The 16,194-nt window shown below is 55.5% G+C and carries 14 protein-coding genes; 5 read left to right on the forward strand and 9 right to left on the reverse strand.

All coding sequences use genetic code 11. From position 1 onward, the window contains the following. Positions 1-40: 40 nt before the first annotated feature. From WH298_RS05895 to WH298_RS05915, 5 genes are all read right to left on the reverse strand, one after another. Complete coding sequence (locus WH298_RS05895; protein ID WP_238344413.1) at positions 41-226, reverse strand: hypothetical protein; 186 nt, start codon at positions 224-226, stop codon at positions 41-43. Positions 227-435: 209 nt separating this feature from the next. Next, a complete protein-coding gene (locus WH298_RS05900) occupies positions 436-1,302 on the reverse strand; it encodes a helix-turn-helix domain-containing protein (protein ID WP_180822433.1) in 867 nt (288 codons plus the stop codon). Between the two features lie 245 nt (positions 1,303-1,547). Continuing rightward, positions 1,548-1,715 (reverse strand): DUF2474 domain-containing protein, encoded by a 168-nt coding sequence (locus WH298_RS05905; protein WP_007890345.1) that lies wholly within the window; start codon positions 1,713-1,715, stop codon positions 1,548-1,550. 1 nt (position 1,716) lies between these two features. Then, positions 1,717-2,721 (reverse strand): cytochrome d ubiquinol oxidase subunit II, encoded by a 1,005-nt coding sequence (gene cydB, locus WH298_RS05910; RefSeq protein ID WP_007890346.1) that lies wholly within the window; start codon positions 2,719-2,721, stop codon positions 1,717-1,719. Between the two features lies 1 nt (position 2,722). Next, on the reverse strand, positions 2,723-4,144 hold the full coding sequence (locus WH298_RS05915; RefSeq protein WP_180822434.1) for a cytochrome ubiquinol oxidase subunit I: 1,422 nt from the start codon (positions 4,142-4,144) through the stop codon (positions 2,723-2,725). 568 nt (positions 4,145-4,712) lie between these two features. Between WH298_RS05915 and yghX the strand changes: the two genes are divergently transcribed. Further along, the gene (gene yghX, locus WH298_RS05920; RefSeq protein WP_180822435.1) at positions 4,713-5,603 is read left to right on the forward strand and encodes a YghX family hydrolase; all 891 of its coding nucleotides are present in this window, start codon (positions 4,713-4,715) and stop codon (positions 5,601-5,603) included. A gap of 385 nt (positions 5,604-5,988) precedes the next feature. Here the strand turns inward: yghX and WH298_RS05925 are convergent, their stop codons facing one another. Further along, the gene (locus WH298_RS05925; protein ID WP_049850690.1) at positions 5,989-6,354 is read right to left on the reverse strand and encodes a winged helix-turn-helix transcriptional regulator; all 366 of its coding nucleotides are present in this window, start codon (positions 6,352-6,354) and stop codon (positions 5,989-5,991) included. Between the two features lie 101 nt (positions 6,355-6,455). Between WH298_RS05925 and WH298_RS05930 the strand changes: the two genes are divergently transcribed. Then, positions 6,456-7,310 carry an SDR family oxidoreductase gene (locus WH298_RS05930; RefSeq protein ID WP_180822436.1) on the forward strand — a complete coding sequence of 285 codons (855 nt, stop codon included), beginning with the start codon at positions 6,456-6,458 and terminating at the stop codon, positions 7,308-7,310. Positions 7,311-7,721: 411 nt separating this feature from the next. Further along, a complete protein-coding gene (gene treF / locus WH298_RS05935) occupies positions 7,722-9,380 on the forward strand; it encodes an alpha,alpha-trehalase TreF (RefSeq protein WP_052013369.1) in 1,659 nt (552 codons plus the stop codon). A 174-nt stretch (positions 9,381-9,554) separates the two neighbouring features. Here the strand turns inward: treF and WH298_RS05940 are convergent, their stop codons facing one another. Beyond that, entirely contained in the window at positions 9,555-10,373 is an 819-nt protein-coding gene (locus WH298_RS05940; RefSeq protein WP_180822437.1) for an alpha/beta fold hydrolase, read from the reverse strand. A gap of 217 nt (positions 10,374-10,590) precedes the next feature. On the opposite strand from WH298_RS05940, the gene WH298_RS05945 reads away from it, so the two are divergent. Then, the gene (locus WH298_RS05945; RefSeq protein ID WP_180822438.1) at positions 10,591-12,180 is read left to right on the forward strand and encodes an MFS transporter; all 1,590 of its coding nucleotides are present in this window, start codon (positions 10,591-10,593) and stop codon (positions 12,178-12,180) included. On the opposite strand, the gene WH298_RS05950 is transcribed toward WH298_RS05945, so the two are convergent. After that, positions 12,181-13,089 carry a LysR substrate-binding domain-containing protein gene (locus WH298_RS05950; RefSeq protein ID WP_180822439.1) on the reverse strand — a complete coding sequence of 303 codons (909 nt, stop codon included), beginning with the start codon at positions 13,087-13,089 and terminating at the stop codon, positions 12,181-12,183. It lies immediately after the preceding gene. Positions 13,090-13,236: 147 nt separating this feature from the next. On the opposite strand from WH298_RS05950, the gene WH298_RS05955 reads away from it, so the two are divergent. Beyond that, positions 13,237-15,105, forward strand: a complete 1,869-nt coding sequence (locus WH298_RS05955; protein WP_180822440.1) for an amidohydrolase — start codon at positions 13,237-13,239, stop codon at positions 15,103-15,105. Positions 15,106-15,233: 128 nt separating this feature from the next. On the opposite strand, the gene WH298_RS05960 is transcribed toward WH298_RS05955, so the two are convergent. Further along, positions 15,234-16,190: a sensor domain-containing diguanylate cyclase gene (locus WH298_RS05960; RefSeq protein ID WP_180822441.1), complete on the reverse strand. Its 957-nt coding sequence runs from the start codon at positions 16,188-16,190 to the stop codon at positions 15,234-15,236. Between the last annotated feature and the right edge of the window lie 4 nt (positions 16,191-16,194).

Consider the following 16,194-nt stretch of genomic DNA (forward strand, 5'->3'; position numbering starts at 1 on the left):
TGCATGGGTTGCGACGGTCTGGATCGGAATTAAAAGGGTATTAAGCCTGATGGTTACCGCAGGTGACGAAGCTACCCTCATCCTGGGTATGATTCGGCAGCACATTGTCGCCAAGAATTTCATGTTGCGCACAATGTGGTTGATGCGGGTGCAGGCCGCCCGGCGGTGAAAAAGGCTCGGCCATCTGCGCACTTGCCAGCGAAGAAAACGCTACAAGCGCTGTCATTAGGTACAACGGTAAAAGTCGCATAATTTTTTATCAATTCACTATAGCGGTCCGGAATGGACCAGGAATGCAGGTGATTATCCAGCCTGATGTGTGGCGGCTGGTGATTTACGCGGCCAATCAGGTTTCGATGAAGAATTTTACGCCAATTATGGCAATGAGTTTATAAAATCGTGCGGTTTGTCACGGTTTACCGCACGAATTATGCATTAGTTATCCGCCACCGGAATATAGAACGTGCCCTGTAGCAGATCGGGCGTGCTGTATTTCAGATCGAGCTTAAGCAGATCTTTGCCCGTACGTCGTGCCACGCCCAGCGCAGGCAGATGGTTGTAGTAAATCTCGGCGGTAAAGGCGTTGATCTCTTCCGGCGTACCGTGCCAGTCAATCTCCGCGTACAAGCCCTTTTCACCGGTCCAGTTCTGTACGTTGCGCGGCAGCACATCGGCGTACTGACTCTCCAGCGCCTGGAACAGACTAATGTGCTGCTGGTCGGCAGAATTTAAACCCGGACTGAACTGAAAGCCCAGCCAGCCGCGGCTCACGTGTTGGCCGGCAAAGGCGATAAAATCACGCGTGTGCTGCGCCACTACATGGTGGTGATGATCAATATATTCGCCAAAGCGGCATTCCCACTCAATCACTTCACCGCACAGCTGAATCTCCGGCTTCTGCGCCAGACGCGCATTCACCCACTCGCGCTGCGTTGAGATACGACTGTGGAAATCCTTCATCAGCATGTCCGGGATGCGGCGATAAGCACCCGGCGTCATCGAGAAGTGACTTTTAAACACCCGCGTAAAATTCTGCTGATTATCAAAGCCAAAGCGCACGGCAATATCGATCAGCGGCATGCTGGTGAGACGCAGCGCCATCGCCGCCATCGTCAGACGACGCTTACGCGTGTAGGACGCCAGCGTTTGCCCGGTCATCTCTTTGAACATGCGCTGCATGTGCCACTTGGAGTAACCGGATTTCAGGGTGATCAGATCGACATTAAGCTCGTCGGTCAGATTCGCCTCGATCCAGTCCACCAGATCAATGATGTACTGTTTTTTCAGATTCAGACTGAGCATGATTTTGATGGTCGAGTGAAGGGGTTGAAGGTAATGAATATGCGTTATTCGTCACATAAATATAACAAAAACGTATTACTAACGTAAGGAAGAGTAAACGTACCGAAGCGGGAAAAGCATTAATTGCTTAGGTTACTAACGTTTTTTAGCTCACAAAAACAAAAAAGGCCGCCACGAATGGCGACCTAGGGCATAGCGGACCTGATTTGTAGGGTGCGCATTGCTGCGCACCTCCGTGCAGATGCTCAGTGCGAGCGCATGCCCGCTGCCGTCATCATCATACGAAACAGTGATGCCACCACACCGAGTGCCAGCACGCTTGCGCCGTAAATAACAACCAGCCACATCACCTGCTTCCACCACGGAATCTTCGTTTCAGTGTGAGTTTTCATGCTGCTGACCTCGGTTTTCATATCAATGGTATCCTTCGTCTGCTTTGATTTTTCCGCGGAATACGTAGTAACTCCAGAAGGTGTAACCCAGAATTACCGGAATAATCAGCAAGCCACCCACCAACATAAACGCCTGGCTGCTGGCCGGAGAAGCGGCCTGCCAGATGGTGATTGACGGTGGAATGATGTTCGGCCAAATGCTGATGCCCAAGCCCGAGAAGCCAAGGAAAATCAGCGCCAGCGTCAGGATGAACGGCGAGTAATGCGCTTCGCGTTTAATCGCACGTACAATCCCCCACGAACACAGCACCACCAGCACCGGAACCGGCAGGAACCAGAAGAGGTTTGGACGCGTGAACCAGCGCTGCGCGATATCCGCATGCGTCAGCGGCGTCCAGATGCTGATAATCCCCACCACCAGCAGCAGCGTCAGCGTCAGCGGCGTGGCCAGCGCAGACATTTTACGGTGCAGATCGTGTTCGGTTTTCATGATCAGCCAGGTACAACCCAGCAGCGCATAGGCGATGACCAAACCGACACCACAGAACAGCGGGAACGGTGCCAGCCAGCTCATCGCTGAACCGGCATATTCGCGGCCAACCACCGGGAAGCCATTCAGTATCGCGCCAACCGCCACGCCCTGGCTGAAGGTCGCCAGCAGTGAACCGGCAATGAACGACTTATCCCAGAACGCGCGATGTTCCAAAGTGGCTTTGAAACGGAACTCAAAAGCAACGCCACGGAAGATCAGGCCAATCAACATCGCCGTTAACGGAATCGACAGCGCATCCAGCAGAACTGAATACGCCAGCGGGAATGCGCCATACAGCGCCGCGCCGCCCAGCACCAGCCAGGTTTCGTTACCATCCCATACTGGCGCAACGGTGTTGACCATCATGTCGCGTTCGATGGGATCTTTATTGAACGGCAGCAGCAGGCCAATGCCGAGGTCGAAGCCATCCATCACGATGTACATCAGGGTGCCGAATACGATGATGGCAAACCAGATAATTGAAAAGTCGATCATCTTAGTGCTCCCCACTCTTTTCGCTATGGGTTTTCGCCGCCGACAACGGACGCGCTGGCGTGTGATGCTGACCCGGACCACCGTGATCAACCTCTTTACCTTCGCCGGTCACCGGACCCTCTTTGATCAGACGCATCATGTAGAGATAGCCGACGCCAAATACCGATGAGTAGACCAGAATAAACGCCAGCAGGCTGATACTCATGTGCATATCGCCATGCGCGGAGACCGCATCAATGGTGCGCTGCACGCCATACACCACCCACGGCTGACGACCAATTTCGGTAGTAAACCAGCCGGCCAGAATGGCGATCAAACCCGATGGCCCCATCAGCAGCGTGAACCACAGGAACGGACGCGAGTGATACAGGCGACCTTTGAAACGCAGCCACAGGCTAACCACGCCCAGCGTAATCATCAGCAGGCCCAGCGCCACCATCACGCGGAATGACCAGAAGATGATGGTTGAGTTCGGGCGATCTTCTTTCGGGAAACTCTTCAGCGCAGGAATCTGCTTATCGAGGCTGTGCGTCAGAATCAGGCTGCCGAGATACGGAATCTCAACGGCGTACTTAGTACGCTCCTGATCCATATCCGGCACACCGAACAGAATCAGCGGCGACGCTTCACCCGATTTATTTTCCCAGTGACCTTCAATCGCAGCGATTTTCGCTGGCTGATGCTCAAGGGTGTTCAGACCGTGCGCATCACCAATCAACGCCTGAATCGGTGCCACGATCAGTGCCATCCACAGCGCCATCGAGAACATCTTCCGAATCGCTGGATTGTCATTGCCGCGCAGCAGATGCCACGCGCCCGATGCACCAACAAAGAAGGCGCTGGCAAGGAAGGCACCAACCGACATATGGAACAGGCGATAAGGGAATGAAGGGTTGAAGATGATTTTCAGCCAATCTTCCGGCACCACAATGCCGTTCTGAATGATGTAGCCCTGCGGCGTATGCATCCAGCTGTTTGAGGCAAGAATCCAGAAGGTGGAGAAGATGGTGCCGAGCGCCACCATGCAGGTCGCGAAGAAGTGCAAGCCAGGACCGACGCGGTTCCAGCCAAACAGCATCACGCCAAGGAAGCCCGCTTCGAGGAAGAAGGCGGTTAATACTTCATAGGTGAGCAGCGGGCCGGTAATACTGCCGGCAAACTGCGAAAAACCACTCCAGTTGGTACCGAACTGGTAGGCCATCACCAGACCGGATACCACGCCCATACCGAAGTTAACGGCGAAAGCTTTCGACCAGAAATGGTAGAGATCGCGATAGGTCTCGTTACGGGTTTTCAGCCACATCCCTTCAAGCACCGCCAGGAAACTGGCGAGACCGATGGTGATGGCTGGGAAGATAATATGGAAGGAAACAGTAAAGGCGAACTGTACCCTTGCCAGATGAAAGGCATCTAATCCAAACATTGCTTACCTCATTGCCACAAATTACACCGAAATTTTTACTTATAATTAACAAGCAGAGCGCAGCGCGATATTTCGCCGTGCTTAAAGAAATGTCGCACCAATGTAAAAGCAAGCGATGCGAACGAAAAGAAACAGTGGAAGTCGGTAAAACTATAACAGTGTTTTTTGATTTCGATCATTGTTTTCAGTAGAAACTAATACTTTAAAAATCACCACGTTAAGGTTAATCACCCTCATTCATTGTGACAATATTGTTATTATTTGCGGCATATTCCCGCTGTGCTTATCAGGTAAGCACTTCATTTATTTATTTTTTAGTGCGGAGAAAAAATGGATTATTTATCAGCCGGCATTTTGGCATGTAAATATTTCCGGACACATAAACATGATCTTAATTGTTAATTAAAAGATAACTATTTTAGAACAAAAAGATATATTCCTGATGCTTATTAGTGACGTGATGTAAAGCCCGCGGCGTTAACCTGGTGCTGCATGGCATTTGCCAGCGACGGCAAGCTGTGCTTTTTTAGAGCAGTAATCAACCAGTTAAAACAGCGAAGGAGAGGTTATGGCCCGTCTTACCGCACAGGATTTCCCTCAGGAACTGCTCGAGCTTTACGATTACTACGCCCACGGAAAAATCAGCAAACGCGAATTCATCTCGATGGCGGCAAAATTCACCATTGCCGGGATGACGGGTGCCACGTTGTTAAGCGCAATGAGCCCGAACTATGCGCTGGCTCAGCAGGTGGAATTTACCGATCCGGCGATCAAACCCGAATACATTCACTATCCCTCGCCACAAGGGCACGGCGAGGTGCGCGGTTATCTGGTACGTCCGGCCAACGCAACAGGCAAAGTGCCTGCGGTGGTGGTGGTGCACGAGAATCGTGGCCTGAATCCTTATATCGAAGATGTGGCACGACGCGTGGCAAAAGCCGGTTATATCGCACTTGCGCCGGATGGCTTGAGCTCGCTGGGCGGCTACCCGGGCAACGATGACGAAGGCAAAACCATGCAGGCCAAAGTCGATCCCACCAAATTGATGAATGACTTCTTCGCCGCGATTGATTTCCTGATGCATCACGAGGAAGGCACCGGCAAAGTGGGCATTACCGGCTTCTGCTACGGCGGCGGCGTGGCGAATGCCGCAGCGGTGGCATTTCCCGATCTAGCCTGCGCCGTGCCGTTTTACGGACGTCAACCTAAAGCCGAGGATGTGCCGCGCATCAAAGCGCCGTTGCTGCTGCACTATGCCGCGCTGGATAAAGGCATCAATGAAGGCTGGCCCGCCTATGAAGAGGCGCTGAAAGCCAACCATAAAGTTTATGAAGGCTATGTGTATCCGGGCGTGAATCATGGCTTCCATAATGATTCGACGCCGCGCTATGACAAAGCCGCCGCCGAGTTGGCCTGGAGCCGCACACTGGGCTGGTTTGAGAAGTATTTGCATGCCTGATGCCTTTATGGTCGCCATGAACGGCGACCCTACAGGCGTTACAGCGATGGTGATCTAGAAAAACGCATGGATGCTGCAGCGCGGGTGTTGAGGCGACATCCCAACCCGCTGAGCGAGTGAGGGATTCCAGGGCGAGCCGCAGGGATGCGGCGAGAGGCGGCGCTGAGCAGGAGCGAATCGCCGCCGGTCCGTCAGGAATCGAGAAGGAGTGAAGGTACCGCGAAGCGGCGGGATGGGCTGGCGCAGGGCCCGGAGTGCAGAGGGCGTGGCCAGACGCCCTTTGCTCGGTCGCCGCACGGCAGAGCTGAAACTGCCCCCAGCCGATGGCGAACGAAAGTTGCTCAGCGCTTAACTAATCGGCATTACGCCATTCATGGCGACCATGTTAATGAGCAGGCTTCAGAATCCGATGCACATTGCTCTCCAGCCAATCTGCTAGCCCGGTCACCTGCCCTTCCACTTCGCGGCCTAGCGATGTTAAGCGATATTCCACATGCGGCGGCACCACTTCATAGGCGATGCGCTCAACAAAACCATCCTCTTCCATATAGCGCAGCGTCTGCGCCAGCATGCGTTCGCTGACGCCACCAATCTTGCGACGCAGTTCGCTAAAACGCAGGGTGTCTTCGCGCAGCGCCAGTAAAATCAGTACGCTCCAGCGACTGGTAATGCGTTTTAGCACTTCGCGCGAAGGACAATTGACGTTAAGCAACTCGCCGCGCGTAAATTTTTCACTCATCTTTTCAGACATTTATCTTGCCTTCTGCAAACTAACAAATCTGTAAGTACTTACTATAAGTTAGCTTATCCCGTAGGCTGTTTTCATTCCAGCTGAACCTGAAGGAGAACATCATGATTGCGATTACCGGCGCCACTGGCCAACTGGGCCGTTTGGTGATTAACGAGTTATTGAAAAAAGTGCCCGCCAGCGACGTCATTGCAGCGGTGCGTTCACCTGAGAAAGCGACCGATCTTCAAGCGCTAGGCATCACGCTGCGTGCGGCGGATTACAGCAAACCGGAAACTCTGCAAAGCGCATTTGCCGGTGTTGATAAGCTGCTGCTGATTTCATCCAGTGAAGTCGGCCAGCGTGAAGCACAGCACAAAGCCGTGATCGATGCGGCCAAGGCTGCGGGCGTGAGCTTTATCGCTTACACCAGCTTGCTACATGCCGAGACTTCACCACTGGGTTTAGGCGTTGAGCATCGCGCTACTGAAGCGCAGCTGAAAGCGTCAGGCATTCCGTTTGCGCTGCTGCGCAATGGCTGGTACACCGAAAATTATGCCGCGAGCATTGCCCCTGCGCTGGCGCATCATGCCTTTATTGGTGCGGTGGGCGAAGGTCGCATCTCATCGGCTGCGCGTAGTGATTATGCGGCCGCAGCGGCTGAGGTGATGAGCCGTGACGATCAGGCTGGCAAAGTGTATGAGCTGGCCGGCGACGACAGCTACACGCTGGCGCAGTTTAGTGCCGAGATCGCCAAACAGTCTGGTGAGCCAGTGGATTACATCAACCTGCCGCAGGCGGAGTTTGCCGCCGCGCTGAAAGGCGCCGGGCTGCCGGATGGATTGTCCGAGATGCTGGCGGATTCCGATGCCGGTGCCGAGAAAGGCGGATTGTTCGATGATAGCCATACCCTGAGCAAACTGATTGGCCGCCCAACCACGCCGTATGCGGATGTGATTAAAGCCTCGTTGAAGAAGTAAGGTGCGCTTGGTCCCTCAGCCCTCTCCCGCAAGCGGGCGAGGGAGCCGATCGAGTTCGCTTCAGCCCTAAACATTCCCTCTCCCGCAAGTGGGAGAGGGTTAGGGTGAGGGAAAAACCGCTCAACTCCCGCTGCGTTTGCCATAAATTGATCAAGCCATCCCGCCCTTTTTCACGCCAATATTAGCGATTTTCTTAATTACAGATAATTCTGTGCAGTTATTTAAACATCCATCCTAAAAGCCGCTTTCAATTCCTGAAATATAGTCCGTTGTAATCGCTGAAAAATCGTAAAAACCCGCGATCCATCGACATGATTTATTACGTTCATAGATAATTCGCATTGTTGTTTCGCCCGTTCAGAGCTCTATAATTTGTTCTTTACGCATTCAAGAATTTACCAGGAGGCTGCTATTAATACTAACCAACAGCAATATAACGCTTTCGAGGATCGACGCGCAGATGCTGAACTGGAGTATCAATATAATCCTCATGAATTTGTCCGCGAAGGTATGCAAGATTCGGAGCCGGAACCTGAGCTGATCGAAGGTCTTCCCGCGCCGGATGCGCTGACGCCTGCCGATCGCTACATGGAACTGTTTGAGCAGGTGCAGACTTCGCACATATTTGCCGACAGCAAAACCTTCCCGGACTGTGCGCCTAAATTCGACCCGCTGGATATTTTAATCCGCTTTCGCCGGCGTAAACGTGCAGCGGATTTTGATCTGGAAAAATTCGTGCACGAACATTTTTATTCACCGCAGGTGAATGAGAGCTTTTATGTTTCTAATCCGGATAAAACCTTAACGGAACATATAGACGACCTGTGGCCAGTGTTAACCAAAATGCCGCAGCAACATTTAGCGCATTCCTCGCTGCTGCCGCTGCCAAAACCTTATGTGGTGCCGGGCGGTCGATTTGGAGAAACCTATTACTGGGACTCCTACTTCAGCATGCTTGGCCTCGCCGATGCGGGACGCGACGATCTGCTGCGCCATATGGCGGACAACTTCGCCTGGTTGATTGATAACTACGGTCACGTGCCAAACGGCAACCGGACTTACTATCTCAGCCGTTCGCAGCCGCCGGTGTTTGCGCTGATGGTGGAACTGTTCGAAGAGGATGGTATTCGCGGCGCGAAACGCTATCTCGATCAGTTAATGAAAGAGTACCAATTCTGGATGGATGGCGCGGGCGAACTGATGCCGCATCAGGCCTATCGCCACGTGGTGCGCATGCCAGATGGTTCGCTGCTGAACCGTTACTGGGATGACCGCGACACGCCGCGTGATGAGTCATGGCTGGAAGATATTGAAACCGCGAAAAAATCGGGACGTCCGGCGAACGAAGTGTATCGCGATCTGCGTGCCGGTGCCGCATCAGGCTGGGATTACTCTTCACGCTGGCTGCGCGACCCGCAGCGTCTGGCGAGTATTCGCACCACACAATTTATCCCGATCGATCTCAACGCGTTCCTCTACAAGCTGGAACTGATGATTTCGACGCTGTCGCATGCCAAGGGCGAAGAGCTGACGGCGCTGGCATGGCAGAAAAAAGCCGATGCGCGTAAGCAGGCAATTCACCGCTACCTGTGGGATAACACCGCCGGGGTTTATCGTGACTACGACTGGCGTCGCGAGCGCTTTGGCGCCTTCACCGCCGCTGCAGTGGTGCCACTGTTCCTCGGCCTCGCGTCGCCCGAACAGGCGCACCTGCAGGCCGTGGCGCTGCGTCATTTGCTGTTGACGCAAGGCGGCTTGTTAACGTCGATGGTGGAAAGCGGCGAGCAGTGGGATAAACCAAATGCCTGGGCTCCGCTGCAGTGGATGGCGGTGGTCGGATTGAATCATTACGGCGAAGAGACGCTGGCGACGGAAATTGCCGTTAACTGGCTGAATACGGTGAATAATTTCTATACGCTGCACCATAAGCTGGTAGAGAAATATGACATCAGCGGCGATCGTGCCCGTCCGGGCGGCGGCGGCGAATATCCGCTGCAGGATGGTTTCGGCTGGACCAACGGTGTTACCCGCCGGTTAATGACGATGTATGGGCATTTACTGGCGGATTGAGATGGTGCGCTGATGCCCTAAATGCCCCTCACCCTAGCCCTCTCCCGCAAGCAGGAGAGGGAATAATTAGGGGTGAGAAGATTAAATATTGCAGCAGACAGTCATAACGTATTCGCTGGATTAGTCCCCTCTCCCGCCTACGGGAGAGGGTTAGGGTGAGGGAAAAACCACGCCTTACTTCTGTAGAAACGCCAACAAATCTGCATTCAGCTGATCCTGATGCGTCACCGCAAAGCCATGCGGGCCGTTCTCGTAAACCTTCAATTCCGAACCTTTAATCAGTTCATGCACCAGTTTACCGGTGGCTTCAAACGGCACGATCTGATCGTTACTGCCATGGATCACCAGCGTTGGCACATCAACCTTAGCGATATCCGCGCGGAAATCGGTCTCGGAGAAGGCGGTCACACAATCAATAGTGCCTTTCAGCGATGCCAGCAGCGCAATATTTAGCGTCTGCGTCAGCACGCCGTCAGAAACTGTTTGCCCAGCGTTGATGCCATAGAACGGCGTAGCGAACTCTTTGATAAACTGCGCCCGATCTTTACGTAAGCCATCTTTAATGCCATCAAACACCGACTGCTCAACGCCCTCAGGATGATCGGCGGTTTTACCGAAGATAGGCGTGACCGCGCCCAGCAGCACCAACCCTTTCACTTTCTCCGTACCGTAACGCCCGATATAGCGCGACACATCGCCGCCGCCCATTGAGAAGCCCACCAGCGTCACCTCATTCAACTGCAGATGCTCAATCAGACCCTGAATATCATCGGCAAAGGTATCGTAGTCGTAGCCTTCCCACGGCTGCTCGGAGCGACCAAAGCCGCGACGGTCAAAAGCAATGACGCGGTAGCCACGTTCAGCCAGAAAATTCAGCTGGCTATCCCACATATCGGCATCCAGCGGCCAGCCGTGACTAAACAGCACCGGTTGACCTTTACCCCAATCTTTAAAATAGAGGTTAACGCCGTCTTTCGTCTTGAATGTGCTCATGTTTTTTGCTCCGTAAGTGAGTGATGTTGTGTCTGCCAATCAAACTACATCGAGCGAGGGGAAAAACCTAAAGCAGAGATTTTGACAACTTGTTCAATCTTTTTTGCGGCTCAAGCGCTGTTAAAAAAGCCTGGACAAGTTGATGGATTTTTTCCGCTATCAAGCAGACTGCAGGCTTCGTAAGGTGCTTACATCGCACTCTTACAGGAACATGATGATGAGCCAGCCCCAATCAGCCACGCCGCGCAGCGGTGCCTTCTCTCCCTTCGGTTACGGACTATTCGCCCTGATCTGGACCGCCTCGGTACTCGGCAATACCGGCAGCTTTATCCGCGATGTCGCCAGCGCCTGGCTGGTGACCGGCTTATCGGATAACCCCACCGCCGTGGCGCTGATGCAAACCGCTGCGACCTTGCCGGTGTTCCTGCTGGCGCTGCCCGCGGGCGTGCTGTCAGATATTGTTGACCGCCGCCGCTTGCTGATTGTAGTGCAAATATTAATGGCCAGCGTCAGCGGCACCCTGCTGCTGCTGTCGCATAACCACTGGCTGACCGTCGAATGGTTAATCGGGCTGACCTTCGTCGGCGGGATCGGCGCGGCGCTGTTTGGTCCTGCCTGGCAGGCGATTGTGCCGGAGCTGGTACCGCGTCATGAGTTGAAAAACGCCGTGGCGCTCAACTCGCTCGGCATCAACATCGCGCGCGCCATTGGTCCGGCTACGGGCGGATTGCTGCTGGCCAGTTTTGGGGCGATGGCGGCCTACGGAGCGGATGTGGCGAGCTACTTTTTCGTTATCGCCGCGCTGCTGTACTGGAAGCGTCCGGCGAAAGCCAAAACCGAGCTGAATGAACACTTCTTCGGCGCGTTCCGTGCTGGCTTGCGTTACGTGCGCGCCAGCCACGATCTGCACCGCGTGTTATTGCGTGCCGCGCTGTACTTCGCCTTCGCCAGCGCCATGTGGGCGTTACTGCCGTTAGTCGCCCGCAACATGCTGCAAGGCACCGCTGGCTTCTACGGCTTGCTGCTCGGCGCGGTGGGCGGCGGTGCCATTGCCGGCGCGCTGCTGCTGCCGCGTCTGCGCAGCGCAATGAGTCATGATGGCCTGCTGCTGCTCTCTGCGGTGCTGAGCGCGCTAGTGATGCTGGGATTAGCCATGAGTCCGCCGCAGTGGCTGGCGCTGCTGCTGATGCTGGTATTGGGCGTGGGCTGGATTATCGCGCTCACGACGTTGAACGGCGTCGCGCAAGCGGTGCTGCCCGATTGGGTGCGCGGTCGCGGTTTAGCGGTCTATTTGATGGTGTTCAACGGCACGCTAGCGGGCGGCAGCCTGGCATGGGGCTTAATCGCCCAACATATCGGCCTGGCCAATACGCTGCTGATCGCCGGAGCGGGCCTGATTATCAGCGCGCTGCTGCTGAAACGTCTAGTGTTGCCAGCCGGTGAAGCCGATCTGCAGCCGGCGCTGCACTGGGTGGAACCGCAGGTGGATGCCAACCTCGATGTGCGTCAGGGGCCGGTATTGATTCAGATTCGCTATCGCGTGATGCCAGAAGATCGCGCCGCGTTCAAACTGGCTATTCATAAGCTGGCGCAGTCACGCCGCCGCGATGGCGCTTACTCATGGGGATTGATGGCGCAAACTGACGACCCCAACGCGCTGCTGGAGTGGTTTCTGGTGGAGTCGTGGCAGGAGCATTTGCGTCAGCACCAGCGCGTTTCCCACGCTGATGCTGCGCTGCAACAGGCGGTGCTGCAATATCATCAGGGCGAAGATGCCCCGCAGGTCAGCCACCATATCGCCATCTGATTACGCGGGCAGGTAGATATCATGCAAACCTGGCAGCGTGAGGAGATGCTCACGCCACCAGGTGGCGGCATTACCGCAGGCGCTTTCGTTCCATGCCAGGTACGCCATATCGCGACGGCATTCGCTATCCAGCTGGCGCGCCACCAGCGCCCCACTTGCCAGATGTGGACGTGCCAGATAGAGCGGCAAATAGCCGCAGCCAAGGCCATCCAGCTGCGCCTGCAGCTTGGTGGGGAAATCGTGCACGCTCAAGGTTTTCTGTTCATCCAGCACGCGTAAATCAACGCCCGCCCCGTGACGCGAGGAGTCGTGCACGGTGACGGCGCGATACTGGCGAATCAGTTCGCGCTGCAGCGGCTCCGCTGCACTGGCTAACGGATGCCCGGGCGCAACCGCGAACACGTATTCCAGCCAGCCCAGCGGTTGGCAGACGATCTCTTTGCGCGTGGCGGGCTCTTGCACCGCGCCAAAGACAATGTCCGCTTCGCCATAGTTTAGCGCTTCCCAGCAGCCGGAGAGCACGTCCTGACGGAACTGCAGCTGGGTATGTGGATGCTGCTGATAAAACGCATCAATCAACGGCGTCAGCAGGCTAAACGGCACGGAGGCATCTACGCTTATTACCAGCTGGCTTTCCCAACCGCTCTCCACGTAGCGCGCCTGCTGTTCCAGTTCATTCACCGCGCGCAGCAGCGTGCGCCCTTTATCGAGCATCAGGCGCCCGGTCGGCGTAAAGGTGGCGCGATGACCAGAACGATCGAGCAGCGTGATTTTCAGGTCGCTCTCCATCTTCTGCACGGTGTAACTCAATGCCGAGGCGGTTTTGAATAGTCGCGCGGCCGCCGCCGCAAAGGTGCCGTGGCGATCCAGCGCGTCCAGAATCAACAGCGCCTCAAGGTTTAAACGCATTGCCCCTCCTCCCCAAAAATTGTTGAACAACAAGCCAAAAACAATCCGTTATCAATAACTGCTCTCATTTCGTATTTTTTTAACCAACGAAGCAAGCGCTTTAACACTGACTCAGCCACGCAATGCGAAATCTTTTGGAGAAAAACCATGACAACGGCCTCACTGATTTTCACTAACGGCAAGTTCCACACGGTAGATCGTGCCAATCCGCTGGCCACAGCGGTGGCGATTAAAGACGGCAAATTTCTCGCGGTCGGCAGTGAAGCCGAGGTGATGCGCTTCGCCGGAAGTGACACACAAATTATTGATGCCAAAGGTCACACCGGTATTCCTGGCCTCAACGATTCGCATCTGCACCTGATTCGCGGCGGGCTGAATTACAATCTTGAGCTGCGCTGGGAAGGCGTGCCGTCGCTGGTGGATGCGTTGCGCATGCTGCGTGACCAGGCGCTGCGCACGCCGTCGCCGCAGTGGGTGCGCGTGGTCGGCGGCTGGACCGAGTTCCAGTTTGCCGAACGCCGCATGCCGACGCTGGATGAGATCAACGCCGCCGCGCCTGACACGCCGGTATTTATCCTGCACCTGTACGATCGCGCCCTGCTCAACCGCGCCGCGCTGCGCGTGGTGGGTTACACCAAAGACACGCCGAACCCGCCGGGTGGCGAGATTCAGCGCGACAGCAACGGCAATCCAACCGGGATGCTGATCGCCCGTCCTAACGCCATGCTGCTGTACGCCACGCTGGCGAAAGGTCCAAAACTGCCGCTGGAGCAGCAGGTGAACTCGACGCGTCAGTTTATGCGTGAGCTAAATCGCCTCGGCCTGACCAGCGCTATCGATGCCGGCGGTGGTTTCCAAAACTTTCCAGATGATTACGATGTGATTTCCGAACTGCATGCCAAAAAGCAGCTGACGGTGCGCATTGCCTACAACCTTTTCACCCAGAATCCCGGCCATGAACTGCAGGATTTCGAACGCTGGACCGATATGCTGAAGCCCGGCCAGGGCACCGATTTCCTGCGTCACAACGGCGCCGGGGAAATGCTGGTGTTCTCAGCCGCCGATTTTGAAGATTTTCTCGAACCGCGTCCGGATTTAGCGCCCGGCATGGAAGATGAGCTGGAGCGCGTGGTGCGCCATTTGGTGGAACACCGCTGGCCGTTCCGCCTGCATGCCACCTATAACGAATCGATTAGCCGCATGCTCGACGTTTTCGAGAAAGTGAACCGCGATATTCCGTTCAACGGTTTGCACTGGTTCTTCGACCACGCGGAGACCATCACTGAAGCCAATATTGAACGCGTGAAGGCGCTCGGCGGCGGCCTGGCGGTGCAGCATCGTATGGCGTTTCAGGGCGAATATTTTGTCGATCGCTACGGCAAAGAGGCAGCAAAACAGACGCCGCCGGTGGCGCGCATGCTGGAAGCCGGGGTGCCGGTAGGATTGGGTACCGATGCCACGCGTGTCGCCAGCTACAACCCGTGGACCGCGCTCTACTGGCTGGTGTCCGGTCGCACCGTCGGCGGCATGCAACTGTACGATGATAATGCACGCATTGACCGCGAAACCGCGCTGATGCTGTGGACCAAAGGTAGCGCCTGGTTCTCCAATGAGCAGAGCGCTAAGGGCGAGATCAAAGTCGGCCAGCTGGCGGATCTGGTGCTGCTGTCGAAAGATTTCTTCAGCGTGCCGGAAGAGGAGATCAAAGGCATTGAATCGGTGTTGACGCTGGTGGATGGCGAAGTAGTTTATGCCGCGGGTGGCTTCACGCCGCTGTCACCGCCGCCGGTGCCGGTGCTGCCCGAGTGGTCACCGGTGGTAACGGTGCCAGGCCACTATCGCAGCGCCCCGCCGCAGGCCAATGGCCGCGCTGCGATGATGCCGAAAGTGCATCAGTGCAGCGGACCGTGCGGCGTGCATAGTCACGCGCACGATGTCGCACGCCAGTCATCGGTGCCGGTGTCGGATAATAATGCGTTCTGGGGCGCGCTAGGCTGTTCGTGTTTTGCGTTTTAGTCCTCTGCGGGCTGGTGCCCTCACCCTGACCCTCTCCCACAGGGAGAGGGAAACGCTGCCACATGTAATAACGTATTCGCTCGGTCTGTTCCCTCTCCCGCTTGCGGGAGAGGGCCAGGGTGAGGGCATCAAAGCGCAGAGGATGCCAACCCAAACCCCTGCTTACCGTTCTTCTTAATCTGATACATCGCCTCATCGGCACGCGTCAGCGCATCATCAAAACCGTCACGCTCCTGCACTTGGGTAATACCAATCGACGCGCCAATCTGCGCGTGACCGTTATCAATATCAAACGGCGTCAGCGCCGCATCCAGCACCGCCTGCAGCATAATTCGCACTTTGGGATAGTCGATAAGAAACGGCATCAGCAGCACAAACTCATCGCCGCCCAGGCGGCCAATCACCACGTTCGGTGGCACCACGTCGATGATGCGCTGGCTAAGCTGAATCAGCACCTCATCGCCGCTGCGGTGTCCCAGCGTGTCGTTAACATGTTTAAAGTTGTCGAGATCAATAAACGCCACACACAGCGGTCCCAACGCTTTCAGCTTGCTGAACTGCGTGTGCAACGCGTGGCGGTTGGTCAGCCCGGTCAGCGGATCGTGATGCGCCAAAGACGAGAGCTGCGCTTCGTACTGCTTCTCTTTGGTCATATCAATGTGCGTGCCGGTGACCTTGATCGGGTTGCCTGCCTCGTCCCATTCGGTGACGCGCCCGCGATCCAGCACCCATTTAATCTGGTCATTCTTGCCCAGCATGCGGTGCAGCGCTTCGTAGTAAGGCGCGCGCCCTTCAATGTGATCGTAAAAGGCTTTCAGCACTTCGTCAGCGTCGTCCGGATGCAGGCGTTCGCGCCACACGTCGAACTGCGCTTTGGTCTCTTTCGGCTGGAAACCCAGCATTGCGCCCCAGCGACGATTAAAAATCACCAGCTTGCCGCTGGGAATATCCAGCTGCCACAAACAAAGACCGGTTCCGTCCAGCGCTGCACTCAGCTTGTTACGCGCGTCATGCGCTATACGCTTCAATCGCGCATTATGCTTTTTCAGGTTTTGAATCTGCTGACGCAGCGCTTCTTCGGACATGATT

It is taken from the genome of Pantoea nemavictus, assembly GCF_037479095.1.
Lineage (GTDB): Bacteria > Pseudomonadota > Gammaproteobacteria > Enterobacterales > Enterobacteriaceae > Pantoea > Pantoea nemavictus.

Coding starts and splice junctions, on each gene's coding strand:
- WH298_RS05895 (WP_238344413.1), bottom strand. CDS start 226: ATGACAGCGCTTGTAGCGTTTTCTTCGCTGGCAAGTGCGCAGATGGCC.
- WH298_RS05900 (WP_180822433.1), bottom strand. CDS start 1,302: ATGCTCAGTCTGAATCTGAAAAAACAGTACATCATTGATCTGGTGGAC.
- WH298_RS05905 (WP_007890345.1), bottom strand. CDS start 1,715: ATGAAAACCGAGGTCAGCAGCATGAAAACTCACACTGAAACGAAGATT.
- cydB (WP_007890346.1), bottom strand. CDS start 2,721: ATGATCGACTTTTCAATTATCTGGTTTGCCATCATCGTATTCGGCACC.
- WH298_RS05915 (WP_180822434.1), bottom strand. CDS start 4,144: ATGTTTGGATTAGATGCCTTTCATCTGGCAAGGGTACAGTTCGCCTTT.
- yghX (WP_180822435.1), top strand. CDS start 4,713: ATGGCCCGTCTTACCGCACAGGATTTCCCTCAGGAACTGCTCGAGCTT.
- WH298_RS05925 (WP_049850690.1), bottom strand. CDS start 6,354: ATGTCTGAAAAGATGAGTGAAAAATTTACGCGCGGCGAGTTGCTTAAC.
- WH298_RS05930 (WP_180822436.1), top strand. CDS start 6,456: ATGATTGCGATTACCGGCGCCACTGGCCAACTGGGCCGTTTGGTGATT.
- WH298_RS05940 (WP_180822437.1), bottom strand. CDS start 10,373: ATGAGCACATTCAAGACGAAAGACGGCGTTAACCTCTATTTTAAAGAT.
- WH298_RS05945 (WP_180822438.1), top strand. CDS start 10,591: ATGAGCCAGCCCCAATCAGCCACGCCGCGCAGCGGTGCCTTCTCTCCC.
- WH298_RS05950 (WP_180822439.1), bottom strand. CDS start 13,089: ATGCGTTTAAACCTTGAGGCGCTGTTGATTCTGGACGCGCTGGATCGC.
- WH298_RS05955 (WP_180822440.1), top strand. CDS start 13,237: ATGACAACGGCCTCACTGATTTTCACTAACGGCAAGTTCCACACGGTA.
- WH298_RS05960 (WP_180822441.1), bottom strand. CDS start 16,190: ATGTCCGAAGAAGCGCTGCGTCAGCAGATTCAAAACCTGAAAAAGCAT.